16 protein-coding genes are annotated in these 16,597 nt (G+C 68.0%); 8 read left to right on the top strand and 8 right to left on the bottom strand.

Annotation, left to right across the window (positions count from 1 at the left end; translation table 11 throughout):
- Positions 1 to 35 precede the first annotated feature (35 nt).
- Entirely contained in the window at positions 36 to 1,772 is a 1,737-nt protein-coding gene (asnB, locus tag ABZ348_RS19115; protein ID WP_358934468.1) for an asparagine synthase (glutamine-hydrolyzing), read from the top strand.
- A 135-nt stretch (positions 1,773 to 1,907) separates the two neighbouring features.
- Positions 1,908 to 2,537 (top strand): histidine phosphatase family protein, encoded by a 630-nt coding sequence (locus tag ABZ348_RS19110; RefSeq protein WP_358934466.1) that lies wholly within the window; start codon positions 1,908 to 1,910, stop codon positions 2,535 to 2,537.
- An 81-nt stretch (positions 2,538 to 2,618) separates the two neighbouring features.
- On the opposite strand, the gene ABZ348_RS19105 is transcribed toward ABZ348_RS19110, so the two are convergent.
- Positions 2,619 to 3,794: an MFS transporter gene (locus ABZ348_RS19105; RefSeq protein WP_358934464.1), complete on the bottom strand. Its 1,176-nt coding sequence runs from the start codon at positions 3,792 to 3,794 to the stop codon at positions 2,619 to 2,621.
- A 354-nt stretch (positions 3,795 to 4,148) separates the two neighbouring features.
- On the opposite strand from ABZ348_RS19105, the gene ABZ348_RS19100 reads away from it, so the two are divergent.
- From ABZ348_RS19100 to ABZ348_RS19090, 3 genes are read left to right on the top strand one after another with little or no spacing between them, the layout of a single operon-like run.
- Positions 4,149 to 5,441, top strand: a complete 1,293-nt coding sequence (locus tag ABZ348_RS19100; protein WP_358934462.1) for a 4Fe-4S cluster-binding domain-containing protein — start codon at positions 4,149 to 4,151, stop codon at positions 5,439 to 5,441.
- Positions 5,438 to 6,052, top strand: coding sequence for a uracil phosphoribosyltransferase (locus tag ABZ348_RS19095; RefSeq protein ID WP_358934461.1), 615 nt, complete (start codon positions 5,438 to 5,440; stop codon positions 6,050 to 6,052). The genes ABZ348_RS19100 and ABZ348_RS19095 overlap by 4 nt, the downstream gene beginning before the upstream one ends.
- Positions 6,045 to 7,283: an amidohydrolase family protein gene (locus ABZ348_RS19090; RefSeq protein WP_358934459.1), complete on the top strand. Its 1,239-nt coding sequence runs from the start codon at positions 6,045 to 6,047 to the stop codon at positions 7,281 to 7,283. The genes ABZ348_RS19095 and ABZ348_RS19090 overlap by 8 nt, the downstream gene beginning before the upstream one ends.
- Positions 7,284 to 7,461: 178 nt before the next feature.
- On the opposite strand, the gene ABZ348_RS19085 is transcribed toward ABZ348_RS19090, so the two are convergent.
- From ABZ348_RS19085 to ABZ348_RS19060, 6 genes are all read right to left on the bottom strand, one after another.
- Positions 7,462 to 7,632, bottom strand: a complete 171-nt coding sequence (locus tag ABZ348_RS19085) for a hypothetical protein (RefSeq protein WP_358934457.1) — start codon at positions 7,630 to 7,632, stop codon at positions 7,462 to 7,464.
- A 383-nt stretch (positions 7,633 to 8,015) separates the two neighbouring features.
- Positions 8,016 to 8,150 (bottom strand): hypothetical protein, encoded by a 135-nt coding sequence (locus ABZ348_RS19080; protein WP_358934455.1) that lies wholly within the window; start codon positions 8,148 to 8,150, stop codon positions 8,016 to 8,018.
- A gap of 1 nt (position 8,151) precedes the next feature.
- The gene (gene ssuE / locus ABZ348_RS19075) at positions 8,152 to 8,703 is read right to left on the bottom strand and encodes an NADPH-dependent FMN reductase (RefSeq protein ID WP_358934453.1); all 552 of its coding nucleotides are present in this window, start codon (positions 8,701 to 8,703) and stop codon (positions 8,152 to 8,154) included.
- A 96-nt stretch (positions 8,704 to 8,799) separates the two neighbouring features.
- Positions 8,800 to 10,020: an acyl-CoA dehydrogenase family protein gene (locus ABZ348_RS19070; RefSeq protein ID WP_358934451.1), complete on the bottom strand. Its 1,221-nt coding sequence runs from the start codon at positions 10,018 to 10,020 to the stop codon at positions 8,800 to 8,802.
- Positions 10,021 to 10,132: 112 nt separating this feature from the next.
- Positions 10,133 to 11,293 (bottom strand): dimethylsulfone monooxygenase SfnG, encoded by a 1,161-nt coding sequence (gene sfnG, locus ABZ348_RS19065; RefSeq protein WP_358934449.1) that lies wholly within the window; start codon positions 11,291 to 11,293, stop codon positions 10,133 to 10,135.
- 124 nt (positions 11,294 to 11,417) lie between these two features.
- Entirely contained in the window at positions 11,418 to 11,510 is a 93-nt protein-coding gene (locus ABZ348_RS19060) for a putative leader peptide (RefSeq protein ID WP_358934447.1), read from the bottom strand.
- 172 nt (positions 11,511 to 11,682) lie between these two features.
- Here ABZ348_RS19060 and ABZ348_RS19055 point away from each other — a divergent pair, with 172 nt between their 5' ends.
- The 3 genes from ABZ348_RS19055 to ABZ348_RS19045 all read left to right on the top strand — a co-directional run bounded on the left by ABZ348_RS19055 (position 11,683) and on the right by ABZ348_RS19045 (position 14,426).
- Positions 11,683 to 12,648 (top strand): LysR family transcriptional regulator, encoded by a 966-nt coding sequence (locus tag ABZ348_RS19055; protein WP_358934445.1) that lies wholly within the window; start codon positions 11,683 to 11,685, stop codon positions 12,646 to 12,648.
- A 9-nt stretch (positions 12,649 to 12,657) separates the two neighbouring features.
- On the top strand, positions 12,658 to 13,278 hold the full coding sequence (locus ABZ348_RS19050) for an L-threonylcarbamoyladenylate synthase (RefSeq protein WP_358934443.1): 621 nt from the start codon (positions 12,658 to 12,660) through the stop codon (positions 13,276 to 13,278).
- A 101-nt stretch (positions 13,279 to 13,379) separates the two neighbouring features.
- Positions 13,380 to 14,426, top strand: coding sequence for an enoyl-CoA hydratase/isomerase family protein (locus ABZ348_RS19045; RefSeq protein ID WP_358934441.1), 1,047 nt, complete (start codon positions 13,380 to 13,382; stop codon positions 14,424 to 14,426).
- Positions 14,427 to 14,513: 87 nt separating this feature from the next.
- Here ABZ348_RS19045 and ABZ348_RS19040 read toward each other — a convergent pair whose 3' ends face one another.
- On the bottom strand, positions 14,514 to 16,556 hold the full coding sequence (locus ABZ348_RS19040) for a SpoIIE family protein phosphatase (protein ID WP_358934643.1): 2,043 nt from the start codon (positions 16,554 to 16,556) through the stop codon (positions 14,514 to 14,516).
- Positions 16,557 to 16,597: the final 41 nt, after the last annotated feature.

Below are 16,597 nucleotides of genomic sequence, written 5' to 3'. Positions count from 1 at the left end.
CGAATCCGCACGATCGCGCCGCAAGGAGAGGGAAAGTGTGTCGGATCTACGGATACTTCGGACGGGCGGTCGAGGCGAGCGCTCTGGAGGCGGCACGGGACGCCCAACTGTCGGGCGGTCCGGATGAGCAGCACCACGTACGGGGATCGAACTGGGGTCTGGGGTGCAACCGCCTCTCCATCCAGGACCCGGCGCACGGCTGCCAGCCGTTCGCCAACGCCGACCGGTCGGTGTACGCGGTGTTCAATGGGGAGATCTACAACTTCCGGGCCATCCGGCAGGAGCTCGCCGCACACGGTGTGCGCATCGCCGGCGACTCGGACGGTTCGGTCCTCCTGCCGTACTACGAGCTCCACGGGGACCGGTTCGTCGACCGGCTCGAAGGGATGTACGCCATCGCGGTGGTGGACCTGCGGGCCGGCGCGCAGCTGAAGTTGTGGTGCGACCCGCTGGCCGTCAAGAGCGTGTACTACGCCGTCGAGGGCGGTGCCGTCACGTTCTCGTCCGAGCTCAGCGGACTCGACGCCCTCCTGCCCACGTCACCGGAGCTGGCCCCATCAGCCGTCGACGACTACATGAACTGGCAGTGCCTACCGGACGGCTCGCCCTGGTACCAGGGGACCTCCTCGCTCCGCGCGGGTGGGCGACTGATCTGCAACGGGACGACCGTCCTGGAACGCACCCACCTGCCCGATCCGCCGGTGGCCGAGGATGTGCACACCCCGAAACGGTTGGGTGCCCTCCTCGGCCGGGAAGTGGCCCACATGTCACTCCAATCGGCGCCGATCGCCGTACAGGTCTCCGGCGGGCTCGACTCAAGCATCCTCGCGACGCTGTTGACCGAGCTCCGCGGTGATGTGACCGGGTTCCACGTCACCCACGAGGGCACCCATTCCTCGGACGAGTTGGTGCATGCCAAGGAGGCGGCCGAACACGCGGGGATCGCCTTGGAGGTGGTGGAGGTCCGGGACGCGGAGCTGCCGGATCTGATTCCGGCCATGGTACGTGCGTTGGGCACACCCAACGCAACGCCCCATGCGCTCAGTGCGTACGCGTTGTTCCGAGAGATCTCGGGGCGCGGCTTCCGCGTCTGCTTCGTGGGGGACGGCGCGGACGAGCAGTTCGGTGGTTACCGCCGCTACAGCACCGCACTTGCATCGAGGGACGACACCTGGCCGTCCCGCTATCTCGACCGGCTGTCGCTGGTCCCCGAGGCGCAGTACCGACAGCTCTACACTCGCGAGTACCGCGAACACATCGACTCCGGTGCGAGCAGCCGACAACGGTCCTTGGAGCTGCTCAGCCGCCCGGCGTCCTCCCGTCTGGAGCAGTTGCTGACCTTCGACCGGCTGCACAAGCTGCCGAGTCTGAATCTGCGCAAGCTCGACCACCTCTCCATGGCGTACGCGATCGAGTGTCGTGTTCCGTACTGCCAACCGGCCGTGACCCGATTCGCCCGTGGTGCGCCGGACGGGGTGAAGGTGGACGGGGACCGTCGGAAGCTGATCCTCTGGGACGCCGGCGTGGGAGTCGTTCCACCGGGGGTCCAGGGACGTCAGAAGCAGCCGTTCACCTTTCCGATCGATGCCTTCATGCGCGCGGGCTCCCATCTCTGGGACTTCACCCTCGACGTGCTGAACGAGCCGCGGCTCTGCACCGATGGATATCTGAGTGCGGCAGCCCTGCGGAGGGTTGTCGGGGAACATGGGGAGAGCCAGGACCACTCCCGTCTGTTGTGGGGGCTGATGGTGCTGGAGTTGTCCCTTCCCTAGAGAGAATGTCTTGAAAGTCATGTCGTCCGCCCGCAGGAGCGACGGACAGACGGGGCTGTGAAGACACGTGCTCGTCCCGGTCCGCCTTGTGTCAGGACCTCCCCGTACAACTCCCCACGAGAAAGGCACCCATTCGTGCGCACCGTCCACGTCGTCACCCATCCGGAGGCCACGCACCACGTCGAACGGGTCGTCGGCGGCTGGCATGACTCGGACCTCACTCCCGCGGGTCGACGCACCGCTGCCGCCGTCGCCAGGGCGCTGCGGGCCGCGATCCCCGAGGAGTCAAAGGTCGAGCTGATCTCCTCGGACCTCCAGCGAACCGTCCAGACCGCTCAGGAGATCGCCCACGCCTTCGACATCAGCCAGGTCCTCGATCGCCGGCTGCGGGAGAAGTCGTACGGGGAGGCCGAGGGAAGGCCGCAGGAGTGGCTTGACCAGCGCTTCATCACCCCACCTGCGATCGGTGACCGGCTCGGCCACGACGAGGGCGTGGCGGGATCGGAGACCAAGGGGGCATTCGCCGAACGCGTCTACGCCGTCATGGACGAGGTCCTTCAACACCCCTACGAACACCAGATCGTGGTGACCCATGGGTTCGTCCTGACGTTCATCGTGGCCTGGTGGATCGGGATGCCGATCGACTCCCTGGGCTATGTGAACTTCCGGGCGCCTTCGGGGAGCATCACCACCCTGCGGGAGGACGACTTCTTCCACAATCGTCAGGTCGTCAGCCTCGGAGACGTCCGGCATCTCCCCGTGTGAGGCGGCGGGCCGGATCTTGTGGGGATCGGTTGCGCTCGCAGGGTGTTCCTCGGATCCGACTCCTGCGGGGGCGACCGGTCCTCAGGCTTCCGAGGCGGCCGGTGTGGTGCTGCTTCTGACGGCCGCCGACAGGGCCACGACCCCTACCAGTGCCACGGTCAGCACCAGCGGTACGGCCGCCCACCAGCCGATGAGTTCCCTGGTCGTACCGAAGAGGGGTGGGCCCAGCAGGGTTCCCAGACTGCCGACTTGGGTGACCGTTCCCGCCGCGCGTGCGGCGCCTGCCACGCCCGAGACCGTGGGGAGCACCGCGAACACGGTGGCGACGACGATGCCGTTGACCACCATGAGCAGGACCGCCGCGACGAAGCACGCGGACCAGAGCGGTGCGAGGAAGATCCCCGCGCCCAGCAGCGGCATCACCAGGGCGGAGGCGAACAGGGACACCGAGCGGGTGCCGCGCTGGAGGAGGTATCCCGCGGCCACGCTGCCCAAGATGCTGGACGCGGCGACGATCGAGGTCAGCGCGCCGGCGCGCCCCGGTGACAGTCCCTGCTCGGCGGAGAGGAACACGGGGAGCATGGTCACCACGGCCAGGCCGACCATCGTGATGAGGGCGAATCCGCCGGCCAGGAGCCACACGGCTGCACGGGGGTGCCCGGGCGGACAGGCGTCGGAGCGCTCGTCGTCCGCCTGCGATCCGGTGTTCCACGGCGACACGGTCCAGGGCACCAGCGGGATCAGCAGGAGGGAGGCCAGTGCGGCCGTCACGAGCCATGCGCGCCAGCCCGCGCCCGCCAGGAGGCCACCCACTGCGGCTGCGACGGCGAGCCCGGCCGGAATGCACATGCCCCAGAGCGCCAGTGCCCATCTGCGTACGGCGTGGTCCTTCACCTGGGCGAGCAGGCTCGGGCCGGCCACCATGATCGCCACATAGCCGACAGCTTCCACCAGACGCAGGGCGTAGAGCTGCCAGGCCACCTCGACGAGTACGGACGTGAGCAGCCCGCTGACGCCGATGGCGACCAGCCCCCAGGCGAGCACCGGCCGGGACCGCTCGGCGGCCGACCACCGGCCGACCGCTGTGGCAGCGGCAGCGGCGACCACGGTGATGCTGGAGGTCAGCCACCCGGCCGCGGTCAGCGAGAGGTCGAAGCCGTGCCGCACTTCGTCGAGGAAGGGGGAGAACTTCCCCAGAGACACTGCCGCCAGGACTCCGGCAGCCAGGACCACCGATACCGATGTGCGTTCCGACATCCGGAAGCACTCCCTCCCAAATACCGGCTGTCACTACCAGGAGGCACGACACAGAAGACCCAGCCTATCGGGAATCACTTTGCGAGCCTCGGACTTCACCGGGAGACACCCCGAACGGCGTACAGCATCTCAGGGAATGGCCCGTCTATCACTTGGCGCAGATGAATCAATCCCCTCCCACGCGCTCATTCAGGCCAACTCGACCCCAACTCTTCCCGGTCCTTGACGGCCGATGGGTGAAGCACGAAGCTGACAGTTGGGCCCAATAGTGGATCTTGCAGAGAAAATCTTGCGCGGAGGAAATGGATTCCCCCACCGGAGTTCGTTTCTGACGTTCCATGAAGGGAGGCAAGGTTGCACTATCCGCACGTTCAGGAAGCGTTTGCCGATCCGGTGCTCGCTCGCAAGAGAATCATCCGCTCCTTTCGGCATCGGCTGGAATCACTCCCCGAACGCGGGTCGAGCTTCTTCATCCATCTGAGCGAGTTGTGTCCGGTGGCCTGTGAGCACTGCATGTACTCGTCGGACCTGGAAAGGAAGTCCGAGAAGGTCGCCCTCTCCAGGAGCGAACTGGAAGGCGCCATACGCTTCATCTCGGAATCGTCATCGCAGAAGCTCAACATCACCGGTGGCGGCGAGCCCTTTCTCAAGCTCTCCAGCATCTTGCGGCTCCTGGAGACCGTGGACGTCCCCAGGATCGAGATCGTCACCGCCGGCCACTGGGCCACCACCCCCGAACGCACGGCCCGGATCATGGGCCAGCTCGACGCGGCCAGATCCCGGAATCCCCGCAATCCCGAACTGCTCCTGCGGTTGAGCATCGACCGCTACCACCTCAACGCGCCCCGCCCCGTGCGGATCGAGCACTACGGAAATGTCCTGCGGTGTTGGTCGGAGACCAATCCGCACTTCGCCGCCGGATTGCGCAGCATCCAACCGGACATGGGCATCGTCGATCTCATGATCGCTGAAGAACTGGGTGCCGAGATCCAGGAGGTCGACGACTGGAACCGCATCCTCCTACTCCCTGCCGGAGGGTCCGTTCCCATCACCTTCAATGTCTTCCGGCGGAGCGGAAAGGCGCTCCGACTGGCAGAGGACCATCGAGGTTCCAGCAAAACGCTCCGGGAATACTACGGGCCCTTCGAGAAGAAGCCGGGAAACCTCTCGCTCGCCACCGCAGTGAACGACGCGATTCGGGGCGACTACACGGCCACTTCGGGGCTTGCGGTCACCCTCAACTCCGATGGCACGTTCTGGATCTTCTGTGGCACGGCGCCCGACCGAAAACTCCTCCTCGGCGAACAGAATTTCGCCGAAGCGGTGGCCTACTTCTTCGAAGACCCCCTCACCCATCTTCTGGTGGACGAAGGAATTTGGGCGCTGTCCGACCTCGTGTTGGAGTTGGATCCGACGACCCACTCAGCTGCGCTGGCCAAGAACGATTCCGCTTCCCTGGTCGACGATCTGTTGGCCCCCGATGACGTACGCCTCGCCGCCACGCTGATCGCCACTCAGGACCTGGTGAACCATGGGCGCGCAACCGTGGATCCGGAACACCCGCTGGCGACCCTGCTGAGCGATCCGGGCATCGACCTGGCGAGAATCTGTCGTGACACCGTCCGACAGAGCGGCACGGCGCGGTGATCATTCCTACAGAGATCTCCGGTGCCGAGAAGCGCCTCGCCCGACTCCAACACGCCGTCGACCCCGTCGAGGTGCGCCAGGGGATCATCGCGTTGGGTCATGTGTTGGGTCCTCGGACCGCGGACATCGTCCGTGGTGAGTTCGGCGCTCTGGACGACGTGCTCTGTGTGGTCGTCCTGCGGGGTGGAGCGCTGATGTACCCGGGATTCGCCGGGGCCTTTCCCGAGGCGGACTTCTGCATGGTCGGGATGCGGCGGTCTCCCGATCAGCAATCCGTCGAGCACGAGTACCTCACCGCGATCCCCCGGGCCTCCTACCGGGCGACGATCTACATCGACTGCATTGCGGCCACCGGTGGCACACTGCTCGCGGCGGGTGCGTTGGTGTCCGCCCGGTGCACCACGGGGCCCGAGTTGGCCGCGGTGATCAGCTCCGCTGCCGTGGCGACGGAGCGGCTGCACCTCGCGGGCATCGATCTCCTCGGCTTCAGCCTCTACGAGGACCTCCGCGGCCCGGTGGTAGCTCCCGATCTGGGGAGGCTCGACGCAGGTGACCTCTTCAGCGGCAGCGCCAAGAGACCCGGGCCTGACGGACCGGGCAGCGATGGATGAACCCGCCCAGCCGTTGGTGTTGGCGAACGTCCAGCTGCTCGACGGCACCACAGCGGACGTGCACCTGCGGTGCGGACGCATCCGGGCGGTGACCTCGCCGGGGGCGCCGGATCGCACCGGTGAGCCGATCGATCTGGCCGGGCACCTCCTGCTGCCCGCTCCCGCCGAGCCGCACTGTCATTTCGACAAGGTCCTCCTCGGGGGGCTCGGCAGCGACCGGGGGCCGGGGGGCCTCGATGCGGCCGTCGCGGCGTGGTACGCGGCCCGGAAGTCGATCTCCCGCTCCGATGTGCGCGATCGGGCCCTGCGTGCGGCGAGGGAGTTGCTGGCCAGCGGCGCAACAGCGATCCGCACCCATGTCGACGTGGGAGCCGAGACCGGTCTCGACCTCGTCGAGGCGCTGCGGGAGGTGCGCCAACTCCTGCTGGGCCAGGCGGAGCTACAGATCGTGGCGTTCGTGGACTTTCCCCTCCGTGGGGTGGCCGGCGCCGACAACCGCGCGCTCCTCGTCGACGCCCTCGCGGCGGGCGCCGATGCGGTGGGCGGAGCCCCGTACCGCGACGAGGATCCGGCCGCGTGTCTGGACATCCTGATGGACACGGCGTTCGCCCAGCACAGGCCGGTCGACCTGCACATCGACGAGACGCTCGACCCGGAGTCCCACACCCTGGAAGGGCTCGCCGAGCGGGTGCTGGGGAGCGGATTCCCTCACCGGGTGACCGCGAGCCACTGTGTGAGCCTGGGTACCCAGCGGCCCGACGTGGTCGAGCGTACGGCCGCCCTGGTGGCCCGGGCCGGTATCGCGGTCGTCACCTGTCCACAGACGAACCTCTACCTCCAGGCCCGTGAACACGCGCTCCCGGTGCCGAGGGGGCTCACGGCGCTCGCCGCACTCCGTTCCGCCGGAGTCACCGTGGCGGCGGGCGGTGACAATGCGAGGGACCCGTTCAACCCCCTGGGCCGCTTCGACCCGATGGAGGCGGCCTCGTTGTTGGTCCTGGCGGGGCATCTGTCCCCTCGTTCCGCATACGAAGCGGTCAGTGGGTCCGCCCGCAGGACAATGGGACTTGAGGCGGGCGGTATCGAACCTGGCGCACCGGCAGAACTGTTGGCGGTGCGTGCGAGCACGATCGAGGGAGCGCTGTCGGACGCGCGGGCGGATCGGGTCGTGTTCCACCGGGGTCGGCTGGTGTGCCGCACTCGGCACGAGCGCTGCTTCCCCGCTCCGTGACCCGGGGCAGGTGCCGTTGAAGGGCCGCTCGACCGGAACCTCACACGCGCTGTCGCCGAGGTGCCGGCCGAACGGTGGGAACGTTGCGTAGCTGCGCCAGTTCGCTCGTGAGGGGGCGAACGCACCTGTTCGGCGGCTGCCTTGGAGTCGAGTGGTTGCGGACGGTACCGGGGGACGGCTAACGGGTGGCGGAGCTGAGGCTGAGCCAGGCCGCGCCGGCGAGGGCCGAGGCGACGAGGACGTCGACGATGAGGGCGGGGCCGTCCTGGAACCTGGTGGCGGAGGCGATGGCCCAGACGGACAGTGCGATGAAGATGATCCCGAGAGTGGTCAGAAGTGGTCTTCGCATGGGGACCTCTGGCAAGTGGGGGCGGGTGCGTCACCGTAGCGCCCAACTCGGGCCGTGGTGATGGTTTTCCGGGATTCGTTGTCACCGGGGTCCGCGCACACGGGGATGCACATCGGCGTGTCCCACCCACACACCGGAACGGTTCGAGACCGCCCGCAAACGGCTCTGACGGACCGTACGGGGTCGTGAGCAGGGGCGGAACGGGATGTCCGCGGAATTCGACGTGTGACATCCTCAGCACCGTGCACACCGCTGTGTAGTGGGAACCCTTCAGTGTGTGATGTTCGCTTCGAGGGATTCACCTCGGGCGCGACCATGCCGCAGGGGGGAGACACGACGGAGCAGTACGGGACAGATCGGCCGTCGTGACCCCCTCCGAGGTTTCACCGCCCCAACCGCCCGGCGAAGGGTACGGAGAAGGTTCGCCCGTGCTTCGCCGCTTCGGCCCGAAACTCGACGGCCAACTCGGCCGCGACCTCCGGTGCCCGTTCGTCGTCCGCGATCACTCGCACCGCCATCTCAGGCGGCCAGGGGCACGGCATCGGCTGCCAACGCCAGGGAGAACCGGTCGACCGCTCGTTCCAGGGCGTCTCTCGCCGTGGGATCCACGATGATGCCTCCCGACTCCAGCGGGGTGATGTGTCGATCGAGGACGAACCAACCCTGTACGACATGTGACGCGCCCATCGCCGTGAGCACCGGACGCAGGGCGTAGTCGATGGCCAGCACGTGGGCGAGGGAGCCGCCCGTGGCGAGGGGCAGCACGGTCTTGCCTTCCAGTGCGTACTGGGGCAGCAGGTCGAGCAGGGCCTTCAACAAGCCCGAGTAGGCGGCTTTGTACACCGGAGTCCCCACGACGACGGCATCGGCTTCCTCGAAGAGCCGTTGGGCTTCGACGATCGCCGGGTGGGCGAAGTCGGCCGCGAGGAGCGCTTCGGCGGGCAGGGTCCGCGCGTCGAGGGGAGTCACCCGGTGGCCTTGGGCGGTGAGCCGCCCGTCGAGATGGCGGAGCAGCAGGGAAGTGCGGGACGTACGGGAGGGACTGCCGGAGACGGAGAGGATCGTGGCCATGGGTGATTCACCTCGGGTGACGGCCGTCCCGCCGGCACGACGGCACCGGCGGGACGGAACGGAACGACGCAGGGGCTGTGAGGAGGGGAAGGGTGGTCAGGAGTACCAGGTGGGCTCGGGCAGTTCGCCGGTCAGCACATGGCGACCGACCTCGCGCCTCTTGTAGGCCACGGGGTCGTGCAGGGTGTGGGTGCGGACGTTGCGCCAGAAGCGGTCGAGGCCCTCTCCGCTGGCCGTGGAGCGCGCGCCGGTGACTTCGAAGATCCGGTTGGTGACCTCCAGCGCCACGTCCGTGACAACGGCCTTCGCGGCGGCCACGCGCACTTCGAACGCGCCGCGGTCGCGCGGGGTGATCGCATCGGGGTCGGCGTGGAGTCGTTCCCCCTCCTCGGCCACGCGGTCCGCGAACGCCTCGGCCTGCCAGAGCTTGGCGGTCAGATCGCCGTACACGTCGATGACGTACGGCTCATCCACGGCTTGGGCATGGCCGCCGTGGAGCCAGGGGCGGGTCTTGGTGCGGGTGTAGGTGGCCGCGGTCTCCAGGGCGCCTGCGGCGATCCCCAGATAGAAGTTGATGAAGACGAGTTGGATGGTGGGGACGTTCAGGGTGTTGTAGACGCGCGGTGTGAACTTCTTGTCCGTGTAGCCGGCCGCGGCGGCCCATGGCACGCGTACGCCGTCGATGGTGACGCTGCCGCTCTCGGTGAGCCGCTGGCCGATGTTGTCCCAGTCGTCGTGGAAGACGAGGCCGTCGCTGTCGGAGGGGACGATGGCGAAGATGTGCTGGTCGGTCCCCTCCAACACGCCTTCGAGCACCGTGACGTCAGAGATCTTGCTCCCGGTCGAGAAGGATTTGCGACCGGTGAAGACGAGTGTGTCGCCGCCCTCCTCTCGTACCGTCACATCGTTGTCACGCGGGTTGACCGCGCCGCCGAAGAACCAGCGGTGTCGTGCTGCGTTGGCTTCCACCTGCTGCCACTGCTCGGGAGTGCCGACGAGCCGCGCGGCCCAGTTCCACAGGTAGTGGTAGCCGAGCAGTTGCCCGATCGAGCCGTCTGCCTTGGACACTTCTCGCACCACCTGGTATGCCGTGGTCCAGTTCTGGCCGCCCCCACCGTGGGCGACCGGTCCCAACAGGGTCACGAGTCCGGCTTCCTTCAGCAGTCGGACCTCTGAATACGGGGTGCCACCGGCCTTGTCCCGGGCGGCGGCGTCGACGGCGAGGACGGCGCTGACCTCGGCTGCGCGCGCGATCCAGCCGGGGGCGTCGGAGGGGACGGGCAGTGTCGTCCAGTCGGTGGATGCGGTGGTGCTCATTCGGGGGTTCTCCCTGATTTCGGTGTTCTCGGACGGTTCTCGGAGGTGTTCTGAGAGGTGTTCCGGGAGGTGTTCTCAGAAGGGCTCTCGAAGGGGCGGGTGGGCCGGAGGCTCAGCCGGATGCAACAGCAGGGGCGGTGACGGCCGGAGGCCCGGTGTCGGGTAGCTGGACTTCCAGTTCGCGAACCAGGGGCAGCACCCGCTTGCCGAAGTACTCGACCTCTTCCAGGTAGTGCAGAAAGCCGAGCAGTAGGAGGTCCACACCGATGCGCTTGTACGCGACGATGCGTTCGGCGATCTGCTCGGGCGTCCCGATCAGACCGGTTCTGAAGCCGTCGTTGTACTGGACGAGGTCCTCGAACGACGAGTCCTGCCACATGCCCTTGCCGTCGGCGGCGGACCGTCCGGCCTGTCGGACCGCGGCGCCGAAGCCGTGGACCGCCTCGGTGTCCGCCTTCGCGACGATCTCCCGCAGCGCCTCGCGCGCTTCGGCCTCGGTGTCCCGGGCGATGAGGAAGCCGTTCAGCCCGAACCGAACCCGCCGGCCGGCCGTGGCGGCCGACACCCGGACGTCGGCGAGTTGCTCGCTGACGCCGTCGAAGTCCTTGCCGTTGCTGAAGTACCAGTCGGAGACCCGTCCCGCCATGGCGCGGGCCGCGGTCGAGTTGCCCCCTTGGAAGATCTCGGGGTGGGGGCGTTCGGGGGTGTTCAAGGGCTTGGGCTTCAAGGAGAAGTCCCTGATCCGGTAGAAGTCGCCGGCGAGCTCGGCGTGGTCCTCGGTCCAGACGGCGCGCAGGGCCCGGATGAACTCCTCGGACCTGCGATAGCGCTCGTCGTGTTCCAACCAGGGCTCGCCGAGTGCGGTGAACTCGTCCTTGAACCAGCCGCTGACGACGTTGACGGCGAACCGGCCCTTGGACAGGTGGTCGGCGGTTGCGCCGAGCTTCGCCAGAACGCCGGGGTGCCAGAGGCCCGGATGGACGGCTGCGATGACCTTGAGCCGCTCGGTGGCGAGCAGCAGTGCGAGGCTGAAGCTGGTGGATTCGTGTTGGTACTCGGCGCCGTAGCTCGCCATGTAGCGGACTTGACTGAGGGCGTAGTCAAAGCCGCTGTTCTCGGCGAGGACGGCCAGTTCTCGGTTGTAGTCGTATCCCCAGTCGGTGCGCTGTTCGATCGTGCTGGTGACCAAGCCGCCACTGACGTTGGGCACCCAGTAGGGACGGACATCGGGTCTCCCGGATTGCGGAATGGGACGAGGTTTAACGAAACCCATGGGTTACCTTTCGAATTCATGAAGAATTCGTTACATCAGGGCCTGTGGGTGCATGAGGAAAGAGGGGGGATTTCAAGGAATGACGGCCCGACGAAGGCGGTGTGTGCGCGTGTGCAGGAACGGGTCAACCCCTGGTGGGACAGAGGGCACTGGAGACGCGGACGAGGTCCACGTGGCGGCGGCGCGTGAGCCCGGAAAGCCTCCGAGAGCCATTCATCGCCGTGTCACCCCTCTTTCCGCCTACTCGACAGCCCTTTGACCAAGGAGCGTACCGCGGGGAGTTCTTGGGGTCGATTCGGCATAATCGACCCGGTGATAGGGTTTTCCTTTCACCGAAATGAGCCCGGCGCGGACGTGAGTTCGATGGGGCCGAAAGGTGATGACATCCCATGCGGATCGAACAGCTCGAATACCTGGCGGCGGTCACTCGATTCGGATCGTTGCGCCGCGCGGCTGAGGCGCTCCATGTGTCCCAGCCGGCCTTGAGCGAGACGGTCCGCAATTTGGAACGCGAACTGGGCGTCGACCTCCTGGACCGGCGGCGCTCGGGCGCCAGGATCAGCGCGGCGGGGCGTGAACTCCTGCCCCACATCATGGGTGTGCTCGACGCCGTCGACTCCTTGCGACGGGCGTCGGACGACCAGCACCGGACCACCCGCATGGTTCGGTTGGGCACGGTCAATGCGGCCACCGTGCCGCTCCTGGTGCCGACCGTCCGGGCGTTCCGCAGCGCGCACCCGGAGACCCAGATCGAGGTCACGGGCGGACAGCAGGCGGACATCCACCGTGAACTGGTGGAAGGGGGCCTCGACCTCGGGCTCGTCAACTACCTCCAGGGCGATGACAAGCCCCCCGGTCTCCAGACCACCGAACTGCTGCGCGGACGTCCCGTGGTCTGCATACGCGCCGACAGCCCTCTCGCCTCCTTGCGCACGGTCTCCGTCAAGGACCTCCTGCGCGAGCCGCTCATCGTGATGCGTTCCGGCCATGTGATGCATCGCTACGTCCATCGCCTCTTGGAGGGCCAGAACCCGGCGTTCTCGTACTCCGCGGACGGTGCGGAGATGGGGAAGCTGATGGTCGCCGAGGGCCTGGGCGCCACCGTCCTGCCGGACTTCAGCGTCAGCGGGGACCCTTTGGAGCGGTCCGGGATCATCACCCAACGCCCCATCGCCGGTGATGTGCCGGCGGTCCTGATGGTGATCCAACGACCGTTGTCCGCGACGACGACGAGGGCCGCGCGGGACCTTCATGCGATGTTCGTGCGGAGCGCGGCGGACTACACGGCCCATGAGGCGTCCGCGCACGGCCGCCCGCGGTCGCGCGACCGCCGGGGATCGCGGGACAGCACGTAGACTCGTGCAATGGCTAAGTACTTCGACGTGCACCCCGAGAACCCCCAGCGGCGGACCCTGAGCAGTGTGGCCGACAGCATCCGGTCCGGGGCGCTCGTCGCGTACCCGACGGACTCCTGCTACGCGCTCGGCAGCCAACTGGGCAGCCGTGACGGGATCAGCCGCATCCGGGCGATCCGGCGTCTCGACGACCGCCACCACTTCACCTTGGTGTGCCAGAACTTCGCCCAGCTCGGTCAGTTCGTCCACATCGACAACGACGTGTTCCGTTCGATCAAGGCGGCGACACCCGGTCGGTACACCTTCATCCTTCCTGCGACGAAGGAGGTGCCGCGCCAACTGCTGCACCCGAAGAAGAAGACGGTCGGCGTCCGGATTCCCGACCACGTCGTCGCCCAGGCCCTGCTCGCCGAACTCGGTGAGCCCCTGCTCTCCAGCACCCTGCTGCTGCCCGACGAGGACGAACCGTTGACGCAGGGCTGGGAGATCAAGGAGCGGCTCGACCACGTGGTGGACGCGGTGGTCGACTCGGGCGACTGCGGCACCGAGCCCACCACCGTGATCGACTTCTCCGGCGGCGAGCCGGAGATCGTGCGCCGCGGAGCCGGCGACCCCTCGCGGTTCGAGTAGGAACGTCGCCCCTGTCGTTCGCTCGATCAGCTCGGGGGCGGGCGAAGGCCGGGCGACCACGAGCGGCAACCACCTCCAGGAAAGGCAGGAAAGGGCAGTCGATGGTCCACGACGACTCCGTGTTGTTGCGCACCGAGGGGCGTGCGGCGTACGTGCTGCTCAACCGCCCCCGGGCGCTCAATGCACTCACCCACGACATGGTCCTGACCGTTGCCGCCGCACTCGACCGCTGGGAACGTGACGGGACGATCACCACCGTGGTGATCGCCGGTGCGGGCGACCGTGGGCTCTGTGCGGGCGGAGACATCCGGGCGATCCATGCCGATGCGGTCGCCGGCGGTCGTGCGTCAGCGGACTTCTGGCGGGACGAGTACCGACTCAACGCCCGCATCTCGCGCTATCCGAAGCCGTATGTGGCGCTGATGGACGGCCTGGTGATGGGTGGCGGAGTCGGCATTTCCGCCCATGGTGATGTGCGTATCGTCACCGAGACGTCGAAGGTGGCGATGCCGGAGACCGGCATCGGTTTCGTCCCGGACGTGGGCGGTACGCACCTCTTGGCGCGGGCGCCCGGCGAACTGGGCACCCATCTGGCCCTCACGGGTCGCCCGGTGGGGGCGGCCGATGCCCTGCTGTGCGGGCTCGCCGACCACTACGTACCGTCGGATCGGCTGCCGCGGCTCTCCGCCGAACTCGCAACGGCGGATGTGATGGAGGTTCTCCCCCGGCATGTGGAGACCGCGCCCGGGGGTGAGCTGGCGGAGCAGCGGGAGTGGATCGACGCCTGTTATGCACAGGACTCGGTGGAGCTCATCGTGGCCCGGCTGCTCGATCATGGCGACCCGGCTGCGAAGGAGGCCGCCGAGGTGCTGCTCACCCGGTCGCCCACGGCGCTGAAGGTGACACTGGCCGCGCTGCGCCGCGCCCGGGGGCTGGGCACCCTGGAAGCCGTGTTGGACCAGGAGTACCGGGTGTCCTGTGCGGCCCTCGCATCGCCCGATCTCATCGAGGGTGTACGGGCACAGATCATCGACAAGGACCGCACGCCGCGCTGGGCGCCGCCGACGCTCGACGGGGTGACGGACGCAGACGTCGAGCGCTTCTTCGCCCCGCTCGCGGAGGGCGAGTTGGGTCTCTCGGCCAGCTGAGCGGTCTCCCCACACACGCACACGCACACGCACAGGAGTCGTACGGCATCGGACGCCGGGGCGGCTCGCTGACGTTGTGACCTCGGTTCAGTACAGCGGGCGCAGAAGCAGGAGCGTGGTGTCGTCGGCGCGTTCCCCTGCGCTGCCCACCGGTCCCGTCAGATCACGGGCGAGGGTTTCGAGGGAGTCCCCGCCGCCACGACTGAGCCGTTGTGCGAGTGCGGCCATGGCCGCTTCGACGTCGATTCCCGGCATTTCCACGAGCCCGTCCGTGTAGAGCGCGAGGACCGACCCCGGGTGCAACGGGATGGTGGTGACGGGATAGGTGCCCGCCGGGTCGACGCCGAGGAGCGGGCCGCCGGGGAGTTCCAGGACCCGGACCCGGCCGTCCGGGTCGCGCAGCAAGGGCGGTGGATGGCCCGCCCTGGCGATGTGGGCGCGCTGCGCCTCCAGCTCCAGATGCACATAGATGCAGCTGGCGAGCAGTTCCCCTTCCAGTTCGATGAGCAGTCGGTTGGTGGACTCCAGGACCATTCCCGGTGGCTGGCCGACGGCGGTGTAGGCGCGGACGGCCGTACGGACCTGCCCCATCAGCCCGGCCGCCGTCACGTCGTGGCCCTGGACGTCACCGATGACGGCCGCTGCCTTGCCGTCAGTGGGAACAAGATCGTAGAAGTCGCCGCCGATGTCCATGCCCTGGGTGATCGGAAGATAGCGGGAGGCGGCTTCCAGACCGTCCAGCGCGGGCAGGGAGCGCGGTAGCAGGGCGGCCTGGAGGCCGTGGGCGAGCCGGTGTTTGGCGTCGTACAGCATCGCGCGTTCCAGGGCTTGGGCGATGAGCCCACCCAGACTGGTCAGGACCGCGCGCTCGTGCGGTGAGAAGCGGTGTTCCTGGTCGTACCCGAGTACGCAGGTGCCCACGGGCCGCCCGGAGGCGATGAGGGGGAGGTAGGCCCACGCGGACATGCCGTCGGGGGTGGCGTGGCGTGCGGGGTGGGCGCGTTCCAACTCTGCGCGGGAGGCGAAGAAGGAGGGCATTCCGGTGGCCAGCGTCTGCGTTCCGGGGATCCGTGCGGTCAGGGGCGTGCCGTTGAACCGGTCCACCAGATGGCGGTCCTGATAGCCGCGCTGTCCCAGTACCCGGAGTCGCCCGTTCTCGGCGGCCAGCATGGCGAGGGCGCTGCTGCCGACCGCGGGCATGATCTCGTCGGCGACCAGTTCGATCACTTCTTCGACGCCCACCGCTTCGGTCAGGGCGCTGGCCAGACTGAGGATGTGGGAGATGGTGACCAGGCGTACGGGTGGGGCGTCCGATTCGCCGGTCGTCAGGGTGCGCACGGGTTCCCGGGCGGCCGGGGTGATGCGCAGGGTGATGCCGCCGCGGCCCGGGTACATCCGGAAGGCCAGCCAGGTGCGGGGCGGGCGCAGTGCGGTGAGGGAGGTTTCGCGCTGGCTCAGCATCGCCGCCCGGTAGCGGTCCTCGAACAGGGGGTCGTCGACCCAGGGCAGCGCGCTCCACAGGTGCTGTCCGATCAGGGCGGCGGGGGGTGTGCCGAGGAGGTCGGCGGCTGCGGGGTTGGCGTAGGTGATGCGGCCGTGGACATCGAGGGAGCAGATGCCGTCGGGCAGTCTGGCGAGCGTGCGGATCGCCTCGGCCGGCGGGGCTGACACGGCACTGGCGTCGGTGTCCGGGAGGAATGCCTCGGGAAGGATGGGGCTCCCCCGCTCGGCGGCCCGCTGGAGGTTGAGGGCCAGCAGATCGCAGGCGGCGACGAGCTGCTCACGTTCGGCCTGGGAGAGTGCGCGCGCGTGGGACATGGGCCAGGTGAGGTAGACCGCGCCGTAGACGGTTCCCCCGGTGGCGATGGGGAGGGCGGCCAGACAGTACGGATAGGGCAGCACGAGGGCGATCCGGGGATAGCGGCGGGCCATCTCCTCCTCCCCCGGGACCCAGACCAGCTGTCGCTCGCGTACGGCGACCGCCACCGGTATGGGTGACGAGAGGGGGATGCGCTCCCAGGGGGCGGAGAAGTCCCGGGGCAGTCCCTCCTTCGCCACCATTTCCAGGATCCGTCCACTCGACGAGAGCAGGTAGAGGCCCCCGGACTGGGCGCGGACGTCGTCCAGCATGCCGCTGAGGGCCAGCGACAGCAACGGCGGAAATCCTTCGT

Origin of the sequence: Streptomyces sp. NPDC005963 (assembly GCF_040638655.1) — a bacterium.
Classification (GTDB): Bacteria; Actinomycetota; Actinomycetes; order Streptomycetales; family Streptomycetaceae; genus Streptomyces.
The sequence above is the reverse complement of the archived record's forward strand: the minus strand, read 5'-3'. Positions and strand labels throughout refer to the sequence as shown.

What these genes read in the sequence shown, in the direction of transcription:
- ABZ348_RS19105 (WP_358934464.1), bottom strand. Translation starts at nt 3,794, where the DNA reads ATGTCGGAACGCACATCGGTATCGGTGGTCCTGGCTGCCGGAGTCCTG.
- ABZ348_RS19090 (WP_358934459.1), top strand. Translation starts at nt 6,045, where the DNA reads ATGGATGAACCCGCCCAGCCGTTGGTGTTGGCGAACGTCCAGCTGCTC.
- ABZ348_RS19085 (WP_358934457.1), bottom strand. Translation starts at nt 7,632, where the DNA reads ATGCGAAGACCACTTCTGACCACTCTCGGGATCATCTTCATCGCACTG.
- ABZ348_RS19080 (WP_358934455.1), bottom strand. Translation starts at nt 8,150, where the DNA reads ATGGCGGTGCGAGTGATCGCGGACGACGAACGGGCACCGGAGGTCGCG.
- ssuE (WP_358934453.1), bottom strand. Translation starts at nt 8,703, where the DNA reads ATGGCCACGATCCTCTCCGTCTCCGGCAGTCCCTCCCGTACGTCCCGC.
- ABZ348_RS19070 (WP_358934451.1), bottom strand. Translation starts at nt 10,020, where the DNA reads ATGAGCACCACCGCATCCACCGACTGGACGACACTGCCCGTCCCCTCC.
- sfnG (WP_358934449.1), bottom strand. Translation starts at nt 11,293, where the DNA reads ATGGGTTTCGTTAAACCTCGTCCCATTCCGCAATCCGGGAGACCCGAT.
- ABZ348_RS19060 (WP_358934447.1), bottom strand. Translation starts at nt 11,510, where the DNA reads ATGAATGGCTCTCGGAGGCTTTCCGGGCTCACGCGCCGCCGCCACGTG.
- ABZ348_RS19055 (WP_358934445.1), top strand. Translation starts at nt 11,683, where the DNA reads ATGCGGATCGAACAGCTCGAATACCTGGCGGCGGTCACTCGATTCGGA.
- ABZ348_RS19050 (WP_358934443.1), top strand. Translation starts at nt 12,658, where the DNA reads ATGGCTAAGTACTTCGACGTGCACCCCGAGAACCCCCAGCGGCGGACC.
- ABZ348_RS19045 (WP_358934441.1), top strand. Translation starts at nt 13,380, where the DNA reads ATGGTCCACGACGACTCCGTGTTGTTGCGCACCGAGGGGCGTGCGGCG.
- ABZ348_RS19040 (WP_358934643.1), bottom strand. Translation starts at nt 16,556, where the DNA reads ATGCTGGACGACGTCCGCGCCCAGTCCGGGGGCCTCTACCTGCTCTCG.